This is a genomic window from uncultured Sphingomonas sp. (assembly GCF_934560975.1).
Classification (GTDB): Bacteria; Pseudomonadota; Alphaproteobacteria; order Sphingomonadales; family Sphingomonadaceae; genus Sphingomonas_I.
The window spans coordinates 61036-78689 of the sequence record NZ_CAKTFO010000014.1 but is presented as its reverse complement, the minus strand read 5'-3'; the positions used below and the strand labels follow the sequence as shown (position 1 = coordinate 78689).

Sequence of the window (17654 nt, the reverse complement as noted above, 5' to 3'; positions counted from 1 at the left end):
GCCCGAGCTTATGCGAGGATAGCCAGGGCGACGTATGTCGCCGCCGGCGCTTGAGGCTATCGCAGATGGTGCCGGCCGTCGGACTCGAACCGACGACCTACCGCTTACAAGGCGGTTGCTCTACCAGCTGAGCTAGGCCGGCACATCGGCGCTTCTGCCCGATCTTGCGGGCAAACACTAGACGGTGAAGCTCTCGCCGCAGCCGCAGCTGCCCTTGGCATTGGGATTGTTGAACACGAAGCCGGCGGTGAAATCGTCCTCCACCCAGTTCATCGTGCTGCCGATCAGGTAGAGCAAGCTCGCCCCGTCGACATAGAGGTCGCCGCCGGACGTCGCGACCTTCTCGTCCAGCGGGCTGACGGCGGTGACATAATCGACCGAATAAGCCAGCCCCGAACAGCCCCGGCGCGGGGTGGACAGCTTGACACCGATCGCACCCTCCGGCGCCTGCACCATCAGGTCGGCGACCCGCGCCTCCGCCGTGGGTGTCAGCGTCAGCGCGGCGGGGCGAACGCGTGCGGTGGTGGTCGCCATCTTACAGCATCCCCAGTTCGAGCTTGGCTTCGTCCGACATCTTCTGCGGGTCCCACGGCGGATCCCAGACCAGGTTGACGTCGCACAGGCCCACGCCCGGCACCGATCCCACGCGCAGCTCCACCTCACCCGGCATCGATTCGGCCACGGGGCAATGCGGTGTGGTCAGCGTCATGGTGATCGAGACATGCCCGTCACCGGTCACATCCACCCCATAGATCAGCCCGAGATCGTAGAGGTTCACGGGGATTTCGGGATCGTAGATTTCCTTCAGCGCGTCGATCACCGCCTCGTAGAGGTTCCCGCCCGGTTCGTTGCCGGCCAGCGGCCGCGGCTGTTCCGCCAGGAAGCCGGACAGATAATCGCGGGTGCGGCCCTCGCCGGTTTCGGCATCCTCGACGCGCGCTTTGGGCGGCGCCGACGGTGCTTCGCTCAACTCTTCGACCACGATCTTTCGTTCCTCGTTCATCCGAAGATGCGCCTCACCCGCTCGATCCCGTTCACCAATGCGTCCACGTCGGTCGGACCGTTGTAAACGCCGAAGCTGGCTCGCGCCGTCGCCGGAACGCCCAGCATCTCCATCAAAGGCTGCGCGCAGTGATGACCGGCGCGGATCGCCACCCGGCTCTCGTCCAATATGGTGCCGACATCGTGGGGATGCACCCCCTCCACCGCGAAGCTGACGATGCCGGCAGAGTCCTCCGGCCCGAACAGGGTGACGCTGTTGAGCGCGCCCAGTGCATCGCGCGTGCGGCGGACCAAAGCCGTCTCGTGCGCGTGGATGGCGTCCAGACCGATGCCCTCCACATAGTCGATCGCGGCATGGAGGCCGAGCGCGCCCACGATATGCGGGGTGCCCGCCTCGAACCGGGTCGGCGGCGGCGCCCAGGTGGTGCGCACGAAGCTGACCCGGTCGATCATCGACCCGCCGCCCTGATAAGGCGGCATGGCGTCGAGGATTTCGGCCCGGGACCAGAGGCAACCGATACCCGTGGGGCCATACAATTTGTGACCCGAAAAGACGTAGAAGTCACAGCCGAGCGCCACGACGTCGACAGCCATGCGCGGCACCGCCTGACACCCGTCGAGCAGGATCTTCGCGCCGACCGCATGGGCCAAAGCGACCGCGCGCGGCGCATCCAGCACCGACCCCAGCACGTTGGAGACATGGGCCAGCGCCACCAGTTTGTGCGCCGGCGTCAGCATCGCCTCCGCCGCATCGAGGTCGATCCGCCCGTCCACGGTGAGCGGGCAAACGTCGATCTCCACTCCCGTCCGCGCGCGCAGCAATTGCCATGGCACGATGTTGGAATGATGCTCCAGCTGGCTCAGCAGGATGCGATCGCCCGCCTTCAGGTGCGCATTGCCCCAGCTGGATGCGACCAGATTGATCGCCTCGGTCGCGCCGCGCACGAACACGATCTCGTCCGTCCGACCGCCGACGAAGCGGGCGCAGGCCTCGCGCGCCGCCTCATAGGCCAGGGTCATGTCGGCCGAGCGTTGATAGACGCCGCGATGCACGGTGGCGTAGGTTTCGCCATAAGCGCGCGTGATCGCGTCGAGCACCGGCTTCGGCTTCTGCGACGTGGCGGCGGTGTCGAGATAGGCCCAACCCTGCGGGATCGCCGGAAAATCGGCGACCAGGTCGAGCGGCCGGGCCTCGGTCAGCATGCTCACAGCACCCGCTCCAGCGCGGCGTCGACAGCCTGGCTCAACGCCTCGGCATCGTCGCCTTCGAACAGTCCGCCCACGAACGCGCGCAGCAGCAGCGCCTTGGCCTCGGTCGGCGGCAGGCCACGGCTGGCGAGGTAGAAGAGCGACTGCGCGTCCAGCTCACCGACCGTGGCACCATGCGCGCACTTCACGTCGTCGGCAAAGATTTCCAACTCCGGCTTCAGATTGGCGGTCGCCGACCGGTCGAGCAGCATCGCCTTGACCGACTGGCTGCCGTCGGTGCGCTGCGCATCGCGTGCTACCGCGACCTTGCCGAGATAGGAACCGGTTGCCTTCGCCCCCAGGATGGCGCGCACCGTCTGCGCACTGGTGGCGTCGGGTTCGGCGTGGAGAACGCGGGTGACGATTTCCTGCGTGCTGCCCCCGCCGCCGATGATCGCGCCCGACAGGGTGAATGCGGCGCCCTGGCCCAGCCGGACCTTGATGAATACGCGGCCCAGCCGCTCGCCGGCGACGACCACGCGGAAGTCGGCCCGCGCCCCCGCCCCGATCTCGACCTCGAAATCCTCGATCGCAATGTCGGACGTGCCGTCGATGATGATGTCGCGCGCGAAGCTCTCGCCCGGCGCCACCACATGGCGGTGCGTTTCCACCGGCCAAACGCGGGCGACCGCATCCAGGTCGCTATAGCGCCACGTCTCCTCGCGCTTGGTGGGCAATGCGGTCACGCCGCGATCGCCCCATAGCCCTCGCGCTCCAGCTCCAGCGCAAGTTCCGGCCCGCCCGAACGGACGATCCGTCCAGCCGCCAGGACGTGGACGAAGTCCGGCTGCACATAATCCAGCAGCCGCTGATAATGGGTGATCAGCAGCACCGCCTTGTCGGGCTTGCGCATGATGGTGTTGATGCCGGCACCCACCGCCCGCAGCGCGTCGATGTCGAGCCCGCTGTCGGTTTCGTCGAGGATGGCGAGCCGGGGGTCGATGATCCCCATCTGCACCATCTCCGCGCGCTTCTTCTCACCACCGGAAAATCCGACATTGACCGGGCGCTTCAGCATGTCGGCGGGCAGGCCGAGCGCGTCGGCTTGGGCGCGCGCCAGCTTCAGGAACTCGGCGCCGGACAAGGGCTGCTCGCCCCGGCCGCGCCGCTGGGCGTTCAGCGCCTCGCGCAGGAACTGGAGGTTGGAGACTCCGGGTATCTCGACCGGATATTGGAAGCCCAGGAACAGGCCGGCGGCGGCGCGCTCATGCGGCGCCATGTCGAGCAGGTCGGCGCCGTCGAACGCGGCCGAACCCTCGGTCACCTCATAATTGGGCCGCCCGGCGAGGACGTAACCCAGCGTCGACTTGCCCGCCCCGTTCGGTCCCATGATCGCATGGATTTCGCCCGCCCCGATGGAGAGCGAAAGACCCTTGAGGATCGACTTGCCGTCAATTTCGGCGTGGAGATTTTCAATGTTAAGCATCTGATGTGATTCCGTCGCCCTTGTGCAGGCAGGGGCCCATGTCTGTTGCCGCAAAGAACAATGCGCGTTGATGAAAGGGCAGGCTCCCGTCTACGCAGGAGCGACGGTGCAGGATCACCCGACACTCCCCTCAAGGCTGATCCCCAGAAGCTTCTGCGCCTCCACCGCGAACTCCATCGGCAGCTGTTGCAGCACCTCTTTCGCAAAGCCGTTGACGATCAGGGCGACCGCCGCCTCCTGATCCAGCCCGCGGCTCATCGCGTAGAAGAGCTGGTCGTCCGAAATCTTGCTGGTGGTCGCCTCATGCTCGATCTGCGCGCTGGGGTTGCGCACCTCGATATAGGGCACCGTGTGGGCGCCGCATTCGGAGCCGAGCAGCAGGCTGTCGCACTGGGTGAAGTTGCGCACCCCCTCCGCCGTCGGCCCGACGCGGACCAGGCCGCGATAGGTATTGTCCGAACGCCCGGCGGAAATGCCCTTGGAAACGATGGTGGAGCGCGATCCGCGCCCAAGATGGATCATCTTGGTGCCGGTATCGGCCTGCTGACGCCCGTTGGTGACCGCCACCGAGTAGAACTCACCCACGCTGTTCTCGCCCGCCAGCACGCAGGACGGATATTTCCAGGTGATGGCGCTGCCGGTCTCCACCTGGGTCCAGCTGACCTTGCTGTTGCGTCCCTGGCAGAGCGCGCGCTTGGTCACGAAATTGTAGATGCCGCCGACACCGTTGGCATCACCCGGATACCAGTTCTGGACGGTGGAATATTTGATCTCGGCATCATCCAGCGCGACCAGCTCCACCACGGCGGCGTGCAGCTGGTTCTCGTCGCGCATCGGCGCGGTGCAGCCTTCGAGATAGGAGACATAGGCCCCCTTGTCGGCCACGATCAGGGTGCGTTCGAACTGGCCGGTATTGGCCGCGTTGATGCGGAAATAGGTGGACAGCTCCATCGGGCAGCGCACGCCTTCCGGCACGTAGACGAAGGTGCCGTCGGAAAAGACCGCCGCATTGAGCGCCGCGAAGTAATTGTCGTGCATCGGCACAATCTTGCCGAGCCACTTGCGCACCAGCTCAGGATATTCGCGCACCGCCTCGCTGATCGACAGGAAGATGACGCCGGCCTTCTTCAATTCCTCGCGGAAGGTGGTGGCGACGGAGACGCTGTCGAACACCGCATCCACCGCCACCTTGCGGCTACCCTCGACGCCCGCGAGCACCTTCTGCTCCTCGATCGGGATGCCGAGCTTTTCATAGGTGCGGCGGATTTCGGGATCGAGCTCGTCCAGGCTCGCCAGCGTCGGCTTCACCTTGGGCGCGGCGTAATAATAAGCGTCCTGATAATCGATCGGCGCGATATCGAGCCGGGCCCAGTCCGGGCTCTCCATCGTCAGCCAGTGACGATAGGCCTTCAGTCGCGCCTCCAGCATCCATTCCGGCTCGTCCTTCTTGGCCGAGATGAAGCGGACGATATCCTCGTTCAGGCCCTTGGGGGCGAACTCCTGCTCGATGTCGCTGGTGAAGCCCCATTCATAGGTCTTCTCGACAGCGGCATAGGCTTCGGCATTCTTGACCATGGTGTCGCTCATGCGCCCACCTCTACTCCATTGCTGGCGCGTGGCGCCGTTACGTCACCCGGAACAAACGGTGTCGACGCGGCGAGCTGTTCAAGACTCACCCCCGCCAGCGCACCGCGCATCGCATCGTTGACCGCCGCCCAATGCGGCCGGACCTGGCATTGATGGTCCAGCCCGCAATCGTGCCGTCCTTGCTCTACGCAGGCGGTCATCGCGATCGGGCCTTCCACCGCCTCGACGATGTCGGCCAGGCTGATCTCCGTCGGCGCACGCGCGAGGCGAAAGCCGCCGCCCGTCCCGCGCGAGGAGACGAGCAGCCCCGCGGACGACAGCCGCCCGACCAGCTTCTGCGCGGTCGGCAGCGGCACGCCGGTCGTCTCCGCCAGGCAAGTTGCGTTCAGCCGCGCGCCGTCGCTGCGCACGGCAGCGGCGAGCATCACGACCGCATAGTCGGCAAGGTTGGACAGGCGCATGTTTCAATCGGACCGATTCATTCCGATTGCCAGATGGTGCCTCCGTGGCCTTGGGTCAAGCGGGAAGCGACCTCAGGCGGTCGGCCGCGTCGCGATCCAACTGCCGCACAGCAGCGCCACCGCCAGCGGCACGTAGCGCCAGGGCGCATACAGGAACACCAGCCCCATGATCGCGCTGCCGCACAGACCGACTATGCCGGCGGTCTTGCCCAGCCGGCTGATCGCGCCGCGTTCCCGCCACGCCCGGATATGCGGGCCAAAGCGGGGATCGGCCAGCAGCTTCGCCTCCCATTCCGGATTGCTGCGCGCGAAGAAGAAGGCGGCGAGCAGCATGAACGGCACGGTCGGCATCAGCGGCAGGAAAATGCCGATCACCCCCAGAGCGAGGGCGAGGAAGCCGGCGGCGAGGTAGAAAAGGCGCATCGTCCGTTGACGTGCGGCATGGCGGCCCCAAGTTCAAGGTGACGTAGGCATCCCGCACCGGCATAGCCGCGGGATGCGCGCCTTTCCGCTCCTCCGCCCCCTGCTCTTCTCGCTCGATCCGGAGCGCGCGCACCGGCTGACCATCGCGATGCTCAAGGCGATGCCGCGCCGGACTCCGGTGGCGCACGATCCTGCCTTGGCGGTGCGGGTGGGGGGACTGGACTTCCCCTCGCCCGTCGGGCTGGCCGCAGGGGTCGACAAGGATGCGGAGGTGCCGGACGCCTTCCTGTCACTCGGCTTCGGCTTCGTCGAGGTGGGAACGATCACGCCCCTGCCCCAGTCCGGCAATCCGCGTCCGCGCCTGTTCCGGCTGGTGGAGGACCGCGCCGTCATCAACCGGATGGGCTTCAACAATGGCGGCCAGGCGGCGGCTCTGGCCAGGCTGCACAAGCGCGCCGGCCGACCGGGCCTCGTCGGCGTCAATATCGGCGCCAACAAGGATGCCGTGGACCGCGTCGCCGATTATGCCACAGGCGTGCGGACCATGGCGCCGGTGGCCTCCTACCTGACCATCAACATCTCCTCGCCCAATACGCCCGGCCTGCGCGCCTTGCAGGATGCGGCGGCACTGGACGAACTGCTCCACGCGGCGCTGGAGGCGCGCGGGGCCGCCACCCCGCCCATCTTCCTGAAGGTCGCGCCCGATTTGGCGGTGCAGGACATGGACGCGATCGCGCGAGTGGCGTTGGACCGGCGGATCGACGGACTGATCGTGTCCAACACCACCATTTCCCGCCCGGCGCTGCGCAGCGCCCATGCCGGCGAGGCGGGTGGGCTGTCGGGCGCGCCGCTGAAGGATCTGGCGCTGGAGCGGCTGCACGATTTCCGACGCGCCACCGGCGGCGCGCTGCCGCTGATCGCGGCGGGCGGCATCGCCAGCGGCGCCGATGCGTTCGCCCGGATCAAGGCCGGCGCAACTTTGGTCCAGCTTTACAGCGCGCTGGTCTATGGCGGACCAGGACTTGCGCGACGGATCGAAAAAGACATGTTAACGTTAATCAAGGACGAGGGCCATCGGACGATCCTGACGGCCATCGGATCAGACGGGTGACCACACGCTAGCAGTGGCGCCGAGAGAGGATGTCATGACGCAACGTGCCTTTTCCTGGCCGGTACTGACTATTTTGATGATGTTCCTGGCCGTCAATTGCGCCGCCGGGCTAGGGTTCGGCCTGCTCGTGACCCGGACGACCATCGCCGCCGTTGCGGTCGGGCTTGCTTTGCCGTCAGTCAGCCTGTTGTTCCTCGCCGCCCTGTGGATGCAGTTTCGCCGCCAGCAACAGGCCTGACCGGCGCGGTGCCGCGCGGGTGCTTGCTCCCCCGCCATCGGCAGCTATCGTAAGGCGATGATCCGCCGCCTCGTCTCCGCCGCACTGCTCGCAAGCCTTGCCGTCCAATCCTTGCCCGCGCGCACCGGCGTGCCGGGGGCGGTCAGCGCGGCCGATCCCCGGGCGGCGGCGGCGGGGGTCGAGATCCTGCGCGCGGGCGGCAGTGCGGCGGACGCGGCGGTGGCGATGATGCTGGCGCTGAACGTGGTGGAGCCGCAAAGCTCCGGCATCGGCGGCGGCGGCTTCCTGGTCCACCATGACGCGCGCGGCAACAGCACCACCAGCTTCGATGGGCGCGAGCAGGCGCCGATGGCGGCCGGTCCGCACTGGTTCTACGATGCGGCGGGCCGGCCGATGAGCCACCGCGACGCCATCCCCGGCGGGCGTAGCGTCGGCGTGCCCGGCAACCTCCGCATGATGGCGCTGGTGCATGGCCGCTACGGGAAGCTGCCATGGGCGCGCCTGTTCCGGCCGGCGATCCGGCTGGCGAGCAAGGGGTTCAAGGTCACCCCGCGCCTCAACCAGTCGCTCGGCAATTATGGCGGCCATGTCGATGCCTGGGCGCGCGCCCGCTTCTTCCAGCCGGACGGGACGCCCAAGCCGGTCGGGACCGTGATCGCCAATCGCGAACAGGCGGCCTTGTTCGAACGGATCGCAAAGCAAGGCCCGGACAGCTTCTACGTCGGCCCGAACGCGCAAAGCCTGGTGGCGACGGTGAACGGAGCGACGCGCAACCCGTCCAGGATGACCACGGGCGATCTCGCCAGCTACAGCGCCAAGGAACGCGCGCCGGTCTGTGGCACCTATCGCACCTATCGCATCTGCAGCATGGGGCCGCCTTCCTCCGGCGGTGCCACCGTGTTCATGATCCTGAAGCAGCTGGAGCGGTTCGACATCGGCGCGATGGGGCGCGCCTCGCCGGTCGCATGGCACCTGCTGGCGGAGAGTGAGCGGCTCGCTTATGCCGATCGCGACGCTTACATGGGCGATCCCGATCATGTGTCGGTGCCGATCCCCGGCCTGACCGACCCGACCTATCTTGCCGACCGCTCCGGCTTGATCGCGCCCGATCGCACCATGGCGACAGTGGCACCCGGCAACCCCGTCGGCGCACCGCCGCGCATCGTCGCCCCGCAGAGCGAGCCCGCCGGCACCACCAGCATGACCGCCACCGACCGCAGCGGCAATGTGGCGGAGGTGACGTCGACCATCGAAAGCCCGTTCGGATCGGGCCTGACGCTGAACGGCATCTTCCTGAACAACGAACTGACCGATTTCGACATCGTGCCGGACAAGGACGGCGCGCTGGTCGCCAACCGGGTGGAAGGCGGCAAGCGGCCGCGCAGCTCCATGGCGCCGACCATCGTCTATGGCCCGGACGGGCAGGTGCGGATCGCGGTCGGCGCGGCGGGCGGATCGACCATCATCGCCCAGGTCGCCAAGACCCTGATCGGCGTGCTCGACTGGAACATGAGCGCGCAGGACGCGATCGCGATGGGGCTGATCTACACGCCCGCGCCTGGCGGCGTGGTGGAACAGGGGACGGAGCTGGAGGGGATGCTGCCTGCCTTGGCGCAACTCGGCGAGCGGTTGCAGCCGGGCAAGCTCGGCCTCAAGTGCAACGCGATCGAAAAGGTGGGCGGCCGGTGGGTCGGCGCGGCCGATCCGCGCAGCGAAGGCGTGTGGATGAGCGAGACGGGCCGGACCACCACCATCGCCCGCCGCCAGCGCAAGAGCGGCACGCCGGCGGAGTAGGACCATGGAGATTGCATCCGCCCCGAACCTGGTCTCGCTCTTCTTCGCGCGGGTGGCGGAGAAAGGCGATGCATCGTTCCTGTTCGACAAGCATGACGGACGCTGGCGGGCGTGGAGCTGGAACGCGGTCGCGCATCAGGTCGCGGCTCTGGCCGAGGGATTGCGCGCACTGGGGCTGGCGCGCGGCGACCGCGTGCTGCTGGTGTCGGAAAACCGGCCGGAATGGTGCATCGCCGACCTCGCCATCATGGCGGCGGGCTGCGTCACCGTGCCCGCTTATACCAGCAACACCACCGCCGATCATGCCCATGTGCTGGCCGACAGCGGCGCGCGGGCGGCGATCGTGTCCACGGCGGCGCTTGCCGATACCTTGTTGCCGGCGATTGCGGCGTCCGACGATTGCCGGATCGTGATCGGCATCGATCCCCTGGCCGTCGGTGCCGCCGGCAATGCGCGCCTGCACCAATGGGCGACGATGCTGGCGGAGCAGCCGGGCGACGTGGCGGCCTGCGCGGCGGGCGCGGACTTCACCCGCCAGGACCTCGCCTGCATCATCTACACCAGCGGCACCGGCGGCGCGCCGCGCGGCGTGCGCCAGCATCATGGCGCGATCCTCCACAATTGCGCCGGTGCCGATGACGTGATCCGCGGCGATTTCGGGGCGGGAGACGAAGTGTTCCTCAGCCTGCTGCCGCTGAGCCATGCCTATGAGCATAGCGCCGGCCAGCATTTCCCGATCAGCATCGGCGCGCAAATCTATTATGCCGAGAGCATCGAGCGGCTGGCGGCGAACATGGAGGAGGTGCGGCCTACCATCATGGTGGTCGTGCCGCGCCTGTTCGAGCTGCTGCGCGCCCGCATCCTGAAGGGCATCGACAAGCAGGGCAGGGTGGCGCGGTGGCTGCTCGCCGCGGCGCTGAGCCCGAAGGCGGGCCTGCTCAAGCCCCTGCTCGACCGCACCATCCGCAAGCGGGTGCAGCAGCGGTTCGGCGGGCGGATCAAGGCGCTGGTGTCGGGCGGGGCGCCGCTCAACCCGGAAGTCGGCAGCTTCTTCCAGGCGTTGGGCCTCAACCTCTGCCAGGGTTATGGCCAGACCGAGGCGGGGCCGGTGATCGCGGTCAATCGCCCGGCGGCCGGTATCGCCATGCACACGGTCGGCCCGCCGCTGAAAGGCTGCGAGGTGCGGATCGCGGAGGATGGCGAGATCCTGGCGCGCGGCGAAAACGTGATGCACGGTTATTGGCGGAACGAGGCGGAGACGGCGCGCGTGCTGGTCGGCGGCTGGCTGCATACCGGCGATGTCGGCCATATCGACGATGCGGGCCGCCTGGTCATCACCGATCGCAAGAAGGACATCATCGTCAACGACAAGGGCGACAATGTCTCGCCCCAGCGGGTGGAAGGCATGCTGACGCTGGAGCCGGAGATCGCGCAGGCGATGGTGGTGGGAGACCGGCGGCCCTATCTGGTCGGCCTGATCGTGGCGGATCGCGAATGGGCCTCCGCTCTACCCGCCGGGACTTCGGTTCGGGACGGGCTTTCGGCAGCCGTCGACCGGGTCAATGCGCGCCTGTCCACCACCGAACGCGTCCGCCGCTTCCTGATCGCGGACGAGCCCTTCACCATCGACAATGGCGCGCTCACGCCCTCGCTGAAGGTCAAGCGCCACGTGTTGCGGGCGCGCTATGGGGATCGGCTGGACGCGCTCTACGCGCGGTGATCACTTGTCCTTGCGCGGCGACGTATAAGGCGTGAAGCTGTCGAACACGCAACTGCCGAGCGGCACGCCGGCGCTGGGGATCACGACCTGCGCAATGTCGCCCCGGCAGATGCGCGAACTGTTATGCCGGCTCACCAGCGCATTGCCGGGGCGCAGGCTGGGGCAGCCGCCGCTGAAGCGGTTGACGTACCAGGTGGACGCCACCCGGTAGGCGACGGTCGATCCGATCGTGCGCGTATCCGAATAACGGCTGAGCGGCAGGCAATCGACCGGCTTGCCTGGGGAGCGCCCCGCCAACAGCTTGGCCAGTTCAAAGTCTGGATCCTGCCGCTTGGCAAGCGACGGGGTTGCGAGAAGGGCTGCGCAGCCCAGCAGGACGGACATGCGGATCATGGACGGCCAACGCCCGGGGATGCGTTTGGGTGCCTTATCCGCGAAACGCATCCTTGGCGGCACGAAGCCGGGCCAGCCCGTCCGCATCATGGACGCGCATGAAGGGGTTGGTGGCGCGTTCCCGGCCGATGGTGGACGGCACGGTCGCCTCACCGCGTTCGCGCAGGGCCCGGACCTCGTTCAAACGGGCCGCGATCTCCGCATTGTCGGGCTCCGCCACGACAGCGAAGCGCGCATTGCCCGCCGTATATTCGTGCGCGCAATAAACGCGGGTCTCCGGCGGCAAGGTGGCGAGCCGTTGCAGATTGTTCCACATCTGCGCGGCCGTGCCCTCGAACAATCGGCCGCAGCCCATCGCGAACAATGTGTCGCCGACAAACACCATCGCCTCGCCCGGCAGATGATAGGCGATGTGCCCCGCCGTATGCGCCGGCACCGCCCACACCATCGCCTCGATGCCGCCGATCGTCACCGAATCCCCCTCCGCAACCTCGCGATCCAGCGTCGGGATGCGCCCGGCCTCGGCGGCGGGGCCGGTGACGGTGCAGCCGGTCGCCGCCTTGATCGCGGCATTTCCGCCGACATGGTCGCCATGCCAGTGCGTGTTCCAGATCTGGCCGATGCGCCAGCCGCGCCGGGCCGCCTCCGCCAGAACCGGCTCGGCCTCGCCGGGATCGACCACCACCGTCTCGCCGCTCGCATCCTCGTGGAGCAGCCAGACATAATTGTCGTCCAGCACCGGGATGCGCGCCACCTGGATCATGGCAGATCCTTGTTGGCTGCCAGCGCGGCGGATGCGGCCTTGCCCTCCGGCGTGTCGGGGCCAAGCTGCGCGGCGCGGGTCCATGCCTGGCGTGCTTCGTCGCGCCGGTCGGCGGCGGCGGCGGTATTGCCGGCCTCCAGCTGCACCGCCGGATCGTCGCCGGCCAGTTGCACCGCCTGTGCGATGTCGGCCTGCGCGCGCGGCAGGTCGCCCTGCTTGCGCGCGAGCGTGGCGGACAGCAGCCATGCGAACGGATCGCTGGACACCAGCCGCACCGCGTGATCGAGGTCGCCGCGCGCGCCCGCCATGTCATCCAGCGCGAAGTCGGCGCGGGCGCGATCGACCCATGCCTCGCCCGCCACCACCGCCGGCAGCGCGGGCAAGGCGAGCGCGCGGTCGAGCAGGTCGCGGGCGCGCTTCGGATCGTCGGCGGCCAGCGCGGCATTGCCCGCCTCGCTCCACAGGGTGGCGGCGCGGCCGTCTCCATCCGCCTGCGCCTGCTGCGCCGCCTGCTCGAACGTAGAGGCGGCGGGCAGCCACCGCTCCGTCGCGGCATAGGCCAGCCCCAGGCAGTGGCGCGCCGGCAGGGTCTTGTTCTGCCCGGCCCAGCCTTCGGCCTCCGTTACCGCCCTGGCCGCATCGGTACGGATCAGGGCGGTGCAGGCGGAAAAGCGGGCGGCGTCCCCGCCGGGAAGCTGGGCGAGCGGCAAGGCAAGGGCAAGCAAGGGGATCATGGCTGGTCCAACAGGCGCGCCACCGTGTCGCGCAGCAGGGCAAGCTCGCGCGGACCGGACAGGCGATGATTGCCGCCCTTGACCAGGATCGTCTGCACGTCGGCTGAACGCAACGCCCGGCCGAGGCGGAAAGCGATGGACGGCGGCACGTCGCTGTCATCAAGGCCGTGCAGCAGCCGCACCGGCGCATCGATCGCGATCTCGCTTTCCAGCAGCCGATTTTCCTGCCCGCTGCTCCAGAAAGCGTGGGTGATCACCTCCGGCGTCTCGTAATCGGGCGATTCGTTGACGATCAGGCCATCGCTGGCCAGCACGTCACGCGCGGCGTCGTCGAAACCCCATTCGGTGAAGTCCGGCGCGGCGGCGATGCCGACCAGCCCCACCACCCGCTCCGGCCGTTCCAGCGCGACCAGCAGCATCAGCCAGCCGCCCATCGAGGAGCCGACCAGCAGGATCGGCCCCTGCGTCAGCCGGTCGATCACGTCCAGCACGTCGTCGCGCCAGTCGTCCAGTGTCGCGTCGCCGAACACGCCCTCGCTTGCGCCGCACCCGCGATAGTCGAAGCGCAGCATCGCCCGGCCGCGTTCCGCCGCCCACGCATCCAGCATGACGGCCTTGCCGCCGCTCATGTCCGATCCATAACCCGGCAGGAAGACGATGGTCGGCCCATCGCCCGGGCGATGGTGATAGGCCAAAGCCGGCAGGCCGGGGCGGGAAAGCATGTCCGTCATCCGCCCGTGATGGGGAGCGGCGGCCCTCCGATCAAGACGTGAAGGTGCGCCCGTGTAAGGCGGCGCCGACGCCATGCGCCGCCGCGACCATGGCACCCAGCAGCAGCGCGCCCACCGCCTGGTGCGCGACGGCAAGGGGCAGGGCCACGCCGGACAGCAGGGTGGCGATGCCCAGCCCGATCTGGATCGCGACCAGCGCCAGCAGGGCGCCCGCGCGCGTGACCGCGCCCGCCCGCGCGGCGTGCGCCGCCAGCCACAGTGCCGCCGCCGCCGCCGCCCATGCCCACCAGCGATGCACAAACTGCACCACCACCGGGTTGGACGTCAGGTTGAACAGGGCGCTTTGCCCGTGCGCCCATGCCCCCGCCGGCAGCCAGGCGTCGCCCATGCGCGGCCAGGTCGCGAAGGCGTAGCCCGCGCGCAGCCCGGCAGTCAGCGCACCCAGCGCCAGTTGCACCGCCAGCATCAGGATCGCCAGCAAGGGCGCCAGGCGCAGCCGCGCCGGCTGGCGGGCGGTGCGCAGGTCCAGCGCGGTCCAGATCAGCACCGCATAGATCAGCATCGCCGCCATCAGGTGCACGGCCAGGCGGATGTGGCTCACCTCCGTCCGCTGCTCCAGCCCGGAGGCGACCATCCACCAGCCGATCGCGCCCTGAAGCCCGCCCAGGCCCAGGATCAGCACGGTGCGCCAGCCATAACCCCTGGGGATCCACTTCTTCCACCAGAACACCGCCAGCACGGCGGCCAGCGTCAGCCCGATCAGCCGCGCCAGCAGGCGGTGGAGATATTCCCAGAAATAGATGTGCTTGAACCCGTCCAGGGTCATGCTGGTGTTGAACGCGCGATATTGCGGGATCGCCTTGTACCCGGCGAACTCCTCCTGCCACTGCGCATCGTTCAGCGGCGGGACGATGCCGCGCACCGGCTTCCATTCGGTGATGGACAGGCCGCTTTCGGTCAGGCGGGTGATGCCTCCCACGACGACGATGGCCAGCACCATGGCGGCGACGACCAGCAGCCACGCGCCATAAGCACGCGGGCGGGGGCGGGAAAAGCGGGCATGTGGCACGGGCGCGCTATGCGCCCGCTGCCGGACAGGCGCAACGCTGCCCCGCCCGCTTGCTTGTGAGTATGTCTCGCAAGGACTATCTTGCGGATATGGGGAAGCATGAACACAGGCTGGAACACGGCGCCGATCTTGCCGATGCGGCCCGGGCCGCACTGGAGGCGGCGGGCGAGCAATGGACGCCGATGCGCGCGAACGTCTTCGAGACGCTGAACGGGTTCGGCCGCCCCGCCACCGCCTATGACGTGGCGGATGCCCTGTCGCGCACGGAAGGACGGCGGGTCGCCCCCAACAGCATCTATCGCATCCTCGACCTGTTCGTGACCACGAATCTGGCGCAGCGGATCGAGACCGCCAACGCCTATGTCGTCAACGCCCACCCGGCCTGTCGCCACGATTGCATGTTCCTGGTGTGCGACGGCTGCGGCAAGACCACCCATATCGACGATGACGTGCTGACCGCGCGCGTGCGCAGCACTGCCATCGCCGCCGGCTTCACCCCGGTCCGCCCGGTGATCGAAGTGCAGGGACGTTGTGCCGCCTGTGCGGATAACTGACGCGGCTTTTGCCTTATTGCGCGGGAGTGCCTAGACCGGTCGGCTACGGAGAGTCACACGTCCCATGTCCGATCGCCCCGCCACCCCGCTGCTCGACACGGTTGCCACGCCGGCCGACCTGCGCCGCCTGAAACCCGAACAGCTTCCCCAGCTTGCCGACGAATTGCGGCGCGAAACGGTGGCGGCGGTATCCTGCACCGGCGGGCACCTGGGCGCCGGACTGGGCGTGGTGGAGCTGACCACCGCCATCCATTATGTGTTCAACACGCCCGACGACGTGCTGATCTGGGATGTCGGGCACCAGGCCTACCCCCACAAGATCCTGACGGGGCGGCGCGACCGCATCCGCACGCTGCGCCAGCCGGGCGGCCTGTCCGGCTTCACCCGGCGGAGCGAGAGCGCCTATGATCCGTTCGGCGCGGCGCACAGCTCCACTTCCATCTCGGCGGCTTTGGGCTTCGCGGTCGCCAACAAGCTGGCGAACAAGCCCGGCAAGGCGATCGCGGTGATCGGCGATGGCGCCATGTCGGCGGGCATGGCCTATGAGGCGATGAACAATGCGGAGGCGGCGGGCAATCGCCTGGTCGTGATCCTGAACGACAACGACATGTCGATCGCGCCGCCGGTCGGGGGATTGAGCGCCTATCTTTCCCGCATCGTTTCCAGCCGCGAATTCCTGGGCCTGCGCGAAATCCTGAAGAAGTTCGCCCGCCGCTTCCCACGCCCGATGCAGCAGGCGGCGCGCAAGACCGACGAATTTGCCCGTGGCATGACCATGGGCGGCACCCTGTTCGAGGAACTGGGTTTCTATTATGTCGGCCCGATCGACGGTCACAATCTCGACCACCTTATCCCGGTGCTGGAGAATGTGCGCGATGCGGAGGAAGGGCCGATCCTGGTCCATGTCGTCACCAAGAAGGGCAAGGGCTACGCCCCGGCTGAAAACGCGGCCGACAAATATCATGGCGTGCAGAAGTTCGACGTGATCACGGGCGCGCAGGCCAAGAGCCCGCCCGGCCCGCCCGCTTACCAGAATGTCTTCGGCGACGCCCTGGCGAGCGAGGCTGAGCATGACGCCAGGATCTGCGCCATCACCGCCGCCATGCCGTCCGGCACCGGCATCGATCGCTTCGCCAAGGCGTTCCCGGATCGCAGCTTCGACGTGGGCATTGCCGAACAGCATGCGGTGACGTTCGCTGCCGGCCTCGCCGCACAGGGGATGCGTCCGTTCTGCGCGATCTATTCCACCTTCCTCCAGCGCGCCTACGATCAGGTGGTGCATGACGTCGCGATCCAGAACCTGCCGGTCCGCTTCGCGATGGATCGGGCGGGGCTGGTCGGCGCTGACGGCGCGACCCATGCCGGCGCGTTCGACCTCGCTTACCTCTGCACCCTGCCCAACATGATCGTGATGGCCCCGGCGGACGAGGCGGAACTGGTCCACATGGTCCACACCATGGCCGAGCATGACGCTGGTCCCACGGCAGTGCGTTACCCGCGCGGGTCAGGCACCGGCGTCGCCTTGCCCGACCAGCCCCAGCGGCTGGAGATCGGCAAGGGTCGGACCGTGCGCGAAGGCAAGACGGTGGCGATCCTGTCGCTCGGCACCCGGCTGGAGGAATCGCTCAAGGCCGCCGATCGGCTGGAGGCGCAGGGCCTGGCCACCACCGTGGCCGACCTCCGCTTCGCCAAGCCGCTGGACGAGGTGCTGATCCGTCGCCTGCTCGCCACGCACGAGGTAGCGGTGACGATCGAGGAGGGGGCGGCCGGCGGCTTCGGCGCGCATGTGTTGACCTTCGCCTCCGACCAAGGGCTGACCGACGGCGGGCTGAAGCTGCGCACATTGCGCCTGCCCGACCGCTTCCAGGAACATGACAAGCCGGAGGCGCAATATGCCGAGGCGGGGCTGGATGCGGACGCGATCGTGAACACGGTGCTTTCGGCCTTGCGTCACAACAGCGTCGGGGTGGGTGTCGCGGGGTGAGGCTGCTGCTGTGCGTGGCGGCGCCGCTGCTGCTTGGTGCGACGGACATGGGCGCGCCGATCGAGGTGGTGGTGACCGGCGTCCGGTCCGGCGATGGCATGGTGCGGGTGGCGATCTGCTCGCAACAACAGTTCATGGGCGATTGCACCTGGTCGGCCAGCGCGGCGGCCAAGGCGGGTGTGGTCAGCGTGGTGGTGCGCAACGTGCCGCCCGGCCGCTACGCGGCGCAGGCGTTCCACGATGCGGATAACGACGACAAGCTCGGCCGCAACTGGATCGGCCTGCCGCGCGAAGGCATCGGCTTTTCCAACGATGCCATGCCGCGCCTGTTCCCCCCGCGCTTCGCCAAGGCCGCGTTCGACCATGGCCGCGATCCGCAGCGGGTGGAGGTCAAAGTCCGCTACTTCCTGGGATGA

General features: G+C 68.1%; 20 protein-coding genes and 1 tRNA gene. 7 read left to right on the top strand and 14 right to left on the bottom strand.

Annotation, left to right across the window (positions count from 1 at the left end; all coding sequences use genetic code 11):
* Positions 1-66 precede the first annotated feature (66 nt).
* From Q0D93_RS10250 to Q0D93_RS10210, 9 genes are all read right to left on the bottom strand, one after another.
* A tRNA-Thr gene (locus tag Q0D93_RS10250) sits at positions 67-142 on the bottom strand.
* Positions 143-177: 35 nt separating this feature from the next.
* On the bottom strand, positions 178-534 hold the full coding sequence (locus tag Q0D93_RS10245) for an iron-sulfur cluster assembly accessory protein (RefSeq protein ID WP_294393594.1): 357 nt from the start codon (positions 532-534) through the stop codon (positions 178-180).
* Between the two features lies 1 nt (position 535).
* The gene (locus Q0D93_RS10240; protein ID WP_294393591.1) at positions 536-1003 is read right to left on the bottom strand and encodes an SUF system Fe-S cluster assembly protein; all 468 of its coding nucleotides are present in this window, start codon (positions 1001-1003) and stop codon (positions 536-538) included.
* Positions 1000-2205 carry a cysteine desulfurase gene (locus Q0D93_RS10235; RefSeq protein ID WP_294393614.1) on the bottom strand — a complete coding sequence of 402 codons (1206 nt, stop codon included), beginning with the start codon at positions 2203-2205 and terminating at the stop codon, positions 1000-1002. The genes Q0D93_RS10240 and Q0D93_RS10235 overlap by 4 nt, the downstream gene beginning before the upstream one ends.
* 2 nt (positions 2206-2207) lie before the next feature.
* The gene (locus Q0D93_RS10230; RefSeq protein ID WP_294393586.1) at positions 2208-2936 is read right to left on the bottom strand and encodes a SufD family Fe-S cluster assembly protein; all 729 of its coding nucleotides are present in this window, start codon (positions 2934-2936) and stop codon (positions 2208-2210) included.
* A complete protein-coding gene (gene sufC / locus Q0D93_RS10225; protein WP_294393582.1) occupies positions 2933-3676 on the bottom strand; it encodes a Fe-S cluster assembly ATPase SufC in 744 nt (247 codons plus the stop codon). Before sufC ends, Q0D93_RS10230 begins: the two co-directional genes overlap by 4 nt.
* Before the next feature lie 114 nt (positions 3677-3790).
* A complete protein-coding gene (gene sufB, locus Q0D93_RS10220; protein ID WP_294393579.1) occupies positions 3791-5263 on the bottom strand; it encodes a Fe-S cluster assembly protein SufB in 1473 nt (490 codons plus the stop codon).
* Complete coding sequence (locus Q0D93_RS10215; RefSeq protein WP_294393575.1) at positions 5260-5724, bottom strand: SUF system Fe-S cluster assembly regulator; 465 nt, start codon at positions 5722-5724, stop codon at positions 5260-5262. Before Q0D93_RS10215 ends, sufB begins: the two co-directional genes overlap by 4 nt.
* A gap of 72 nt (positions 5725-5796) precedes the next feature.
* Complete coding sequence (locus tag Q0D93_RS10210; protein ID WP_294393571.1) at positions 5797-6147, bottom strand: YbaN family protein; 351 nt, start codon at positions 6145-6147, stop codon at positions 5797-5799.
* Between the two features lie 73 nt (positions 6148-6220).
* On the opposite strand from Q0D93_RS10210, the gene Q0D93_RS10205 reads away from it, so the two are divergent.
* The 4 genes from Q0D93_RS10205 to Q0D93_RS10190 are packed head-to-tail and all read left to right on the top strand — an operon-like array spanning position 6221 to position 11010.
* Complete coding sequence (locus Q0D93_RS10205) at positions 6221-7258, top strand: quinone-dependent dihydroorotate dehydrogenase (RefSeq protein ID WP_294393568.1); 1038 nt, start codon at positions 6221-6223, stop codon at positions 7256-7258.
* Positions 7259-7292: 34 nt separating this feature from the next.
* The gene (locus Q0D93_RS10200; RefSeq protein WP_294393566.1) at positions 7293-7496 is read left to right on the top strand and encodes a hypothetical protein; all 204 of its coding nucleotides are present in this window, start codon (positions 7293-7295) and stop codon (positions 7494-7496) included.
* Positions 7497-7553: 57 nt separating this feature from the next.
* On the top strand, positions 7554-9290 hold the full coding sequence (ggt, locus tag Q0D93_RS10195; RefSeq protein WP_294393564.1) for a gamma-glutamyltransferase: 1737 nt from the start codon (positions 7554-7556) through the stop codon (positions 9288-9290).
* A 4-nt stretch (positions 9291-9294) separates the two neighbouring features.
* The gene (locus Q0D93_RS10190) at positions 9295-11010 is read left to right on the top strand and encodes an AMP-dependent synthetase/ligase (protein WP_294393562.1); all 1716 of its coding nucleotides are present in this window, start codon (positions 9295-9297) and stop codon (positions 11008-11010) included.
* Here the strand turns inward: Q0D93_RS10190 and Q0D93_RS10185 are convergent, their stop codons facing one another.
* The 5 genes from Q0D93_RS10185 to Q0D93_RS10165 are packed head-to-tail and all read right to left on the bottom strand — an operon-like array spanning position 11011 to position 14700.
* Positions 11011-11403, bottom strand: coding sequence for a hypothetical protein (locus Q0D93_RS10185; RefSeq protein WP_294393560.1), 393 nt, complete (start codon positions 11401-11403; stop codon positions 11011-11013).
* Positions 11404-11437: 34 nt separating this feature from the next.
* The gene (gloB, locus tag Q0D93_RS10180; RefSeq protein ID WP_294393558.1) at positions 11438-12166 is read right to left on the bottom strand and encodes a hydroxyacylglutathione hydrolase; all 729 of its coding nucleotides are present in this window, start codon (positions 12164-12166) and stop codon (positions 11438-11440) included.
* Positions 12163-12900 (bottom strand): hypothetical protein, encoded by a 738-nt coding sequence (locus tag Q0D93_RS10175; protein ID WP_294393555.1) that lies wholly within the window; start codon positions 12898-12900, stop codon positions 12163-12165. Before Q0D93_RS10175 ends, gloB begins: the two co-directional genes overlap by 4 nt.
* The gene (locus Q0D93_RS10170; protein ID WP_294393553.1) at positions 12897-13631 is read right to left on the bottom strand and encodes an alpha/beta hydrolase; all 735 of its coding nucleotides are present in this window, start codon (positions 13629-13631) and stop codon (positions 12897-12899) included. The genes Q0D93_RS10175 and Q0D93_RS10170 overlap by 4 nt, the downstream gene beginning before the upstream one ends.
* Before the next feature lie 31 nt (positions 13632-13662).
* Complete coding sequence (locus tag Q0D93_RS10165; protein ID WP_294393551.1) at positions 13663-14700, bottom strand: COX15/CtaA family protein; 1038 nt, start codon at positions 14698-14700, stop codon at positions 13663-13665.
* 89 nt (positions 14701-14789) lie between these two features.
* Between Q0D93_RS10165 and Q0D93_RS10160 the strand changes: the two genes are divergently transcribed.
* The 3 genes from Q0D93_RS10160 (at position 14790) to Q0D93_RS10150 (ending at position 17654) form a co-directional block, all read left to right on the top strand.
* The gene (locus Q0D93_RS10160) at positions 14790-15254 is read left to right on the top strand and encodes a transcriptional repressor (protein ID WP_294393547.1); all 465 of its coding nucleotides are present in this window, start codon (positions 14790-14792) and stop codon (positions 15252-15254) included.
* Between the two features lie 64 nt (positions 15255-15318).
* A complete protein-coding gene (gene dxs / locus Q0D93_RS10155) occupies positions 15319-17238 on the top strand; it encodes a 1-deoxy-D-xylulose-5-phosphate synthase (RefSeq protein WP_294393544.1) in 1920 nt (639 codons plus the stop codon).
* Complete coding sequence (locus tag Q0D93_RS10150; RefSeq protein ID WP_294393540.1) at positions 17235-17654, top strand: DUF2141 domain-containing protein; 420 nt, start codon at positions 17235-17237, stop codon at positions 17652-17654. The genes dxs and Q0D93_RS10150 overlap by 4 nt, the downstream gene beginning before the upstream one ends.

Excerpts from the sequence above, each read along its gene's own strand:
- Q0D93_RS10245 (WP_294393594.1), bottom strand. The coding sequence starts at position 534 with ATGGCGACCACCACCGCACGCGTTCGCCCCGCCGCGCTGACGCTGACA.
- Q0D93_RS10240 (WP_294393591.1), bottom strand. The coding sequence starts at position 1,003 with ATGAACGAGGAACGAAAGATCGTGGTCGAAGAGTTGAGCGAAGCACCG.
- Q0D93_RS10235 (WP_294393614.1), bottom strand. The coding sequence starts at position 2,205 with ATGCTGACCGAGGCCCGGCCGCTCGACCTGGTCGCCGATTTTCCGGCG.
- sufC (WP_294393582.1), bottom strand. The coding sequence starts at position 3,676 with ATGCTTAACATTGAAAATCTCCACGCCGAAATTGACGGCAAGTCGATC.
- sufB (WP_294393579.1), bottom strand. The coding sequence starts at position 5,263 with ATGAGCGACACCATGGTCAAGAATGCCGAAGCCTATGCCGCTGTCGAG.
- Q0D93_RS10215 (WP_294393575.1), bottom strand. The coding sequence starts at position 5,724 with ATGCGCCTGTCCAACCTTGCCGACTATGCGGTCGTGATGCTCGCCGCT.
- Q0D93_RS10210 (WP_294393571.1), bottom strand. The coding sequence starts at position 6,147 with ATGCGCCTTTTCTACCTCGCCGCCGGCTTCCTCGCCCTCGCTCTGGGG.
- Q0D93_RS10205 (WP_294393568.1), top strand. The coding sequence starts at position 6,221 with ATGCGCGCCTTTCCGCTCCTCCGCCCCCTGCTCTTCTCGCTCGATCCG.
- Q0D93_RS10200 (WP_294393566.1), top strand. The coding sequence starts at position 7,293 with ATGACGCAACGTGCCTTTTCCTGGCCGGTACTGACTATTTTGATGATG.
- ggt (WP_294393564.1), top strand. The coding sequence starts at position 7,554 with ATGATCCGCCGCCTCGTCTCCGCCGCACTGCTCGCAAGCCTTGCCGTC.
- Q0D93_RS10190 (WP_294393562.1), top strand. The coding sequence starts at position 9,295 with ATGGAGATTGCATCCGCCCCGAACCTGGTCTCGCTCTTCTTCGCGCGG.
- Q0D93_RS10185 (WP_294393560.1), bottom strand. The coding sequence starts at position 11,403 with ATGATCCGCATGTCCGTCCTGCTGGGCTGCGCAGCCCTTCTCGCAACC.
- gloB (WP_294393558.1), bottom strand. The coding sequence starts at position 12,166 with ATGATCCAGGTGGCGCGCATCCCGGTGCTGGACGACAATTATGTCTGG.
- Q0D93_RS10175 (WP_294393555.1), bottom strand. The coding sequence starts at position 12,900 with ATGATCCCCTTGCTTGCCCTTGCCTTGCCGCTCGCCCAGCTTCCCGGC.
- Q0D93_RS10170 (WP_294393553.1), bottom strand. The coding sequence starts at position 13,631 with ATGACGGACATGCTTTCCCGCCCCGGCCTGCCGGCTTTGGCCTATCAC.
- Q0D93_RS10160 (WP_294393547.1), top strand. The coding sequence starts at position 14,790 with ATGGGGAAGCATGAACACAGGCTGGAACACGGCGCCGATCTTGCCGAT.
- dxs (WP_294393544.1), top strand. The coding sequence starts at position 15,319 with ATGTCCGATCGCCCCGCCACCCCGCTGCTCGACACGGTTGCCACGCCG.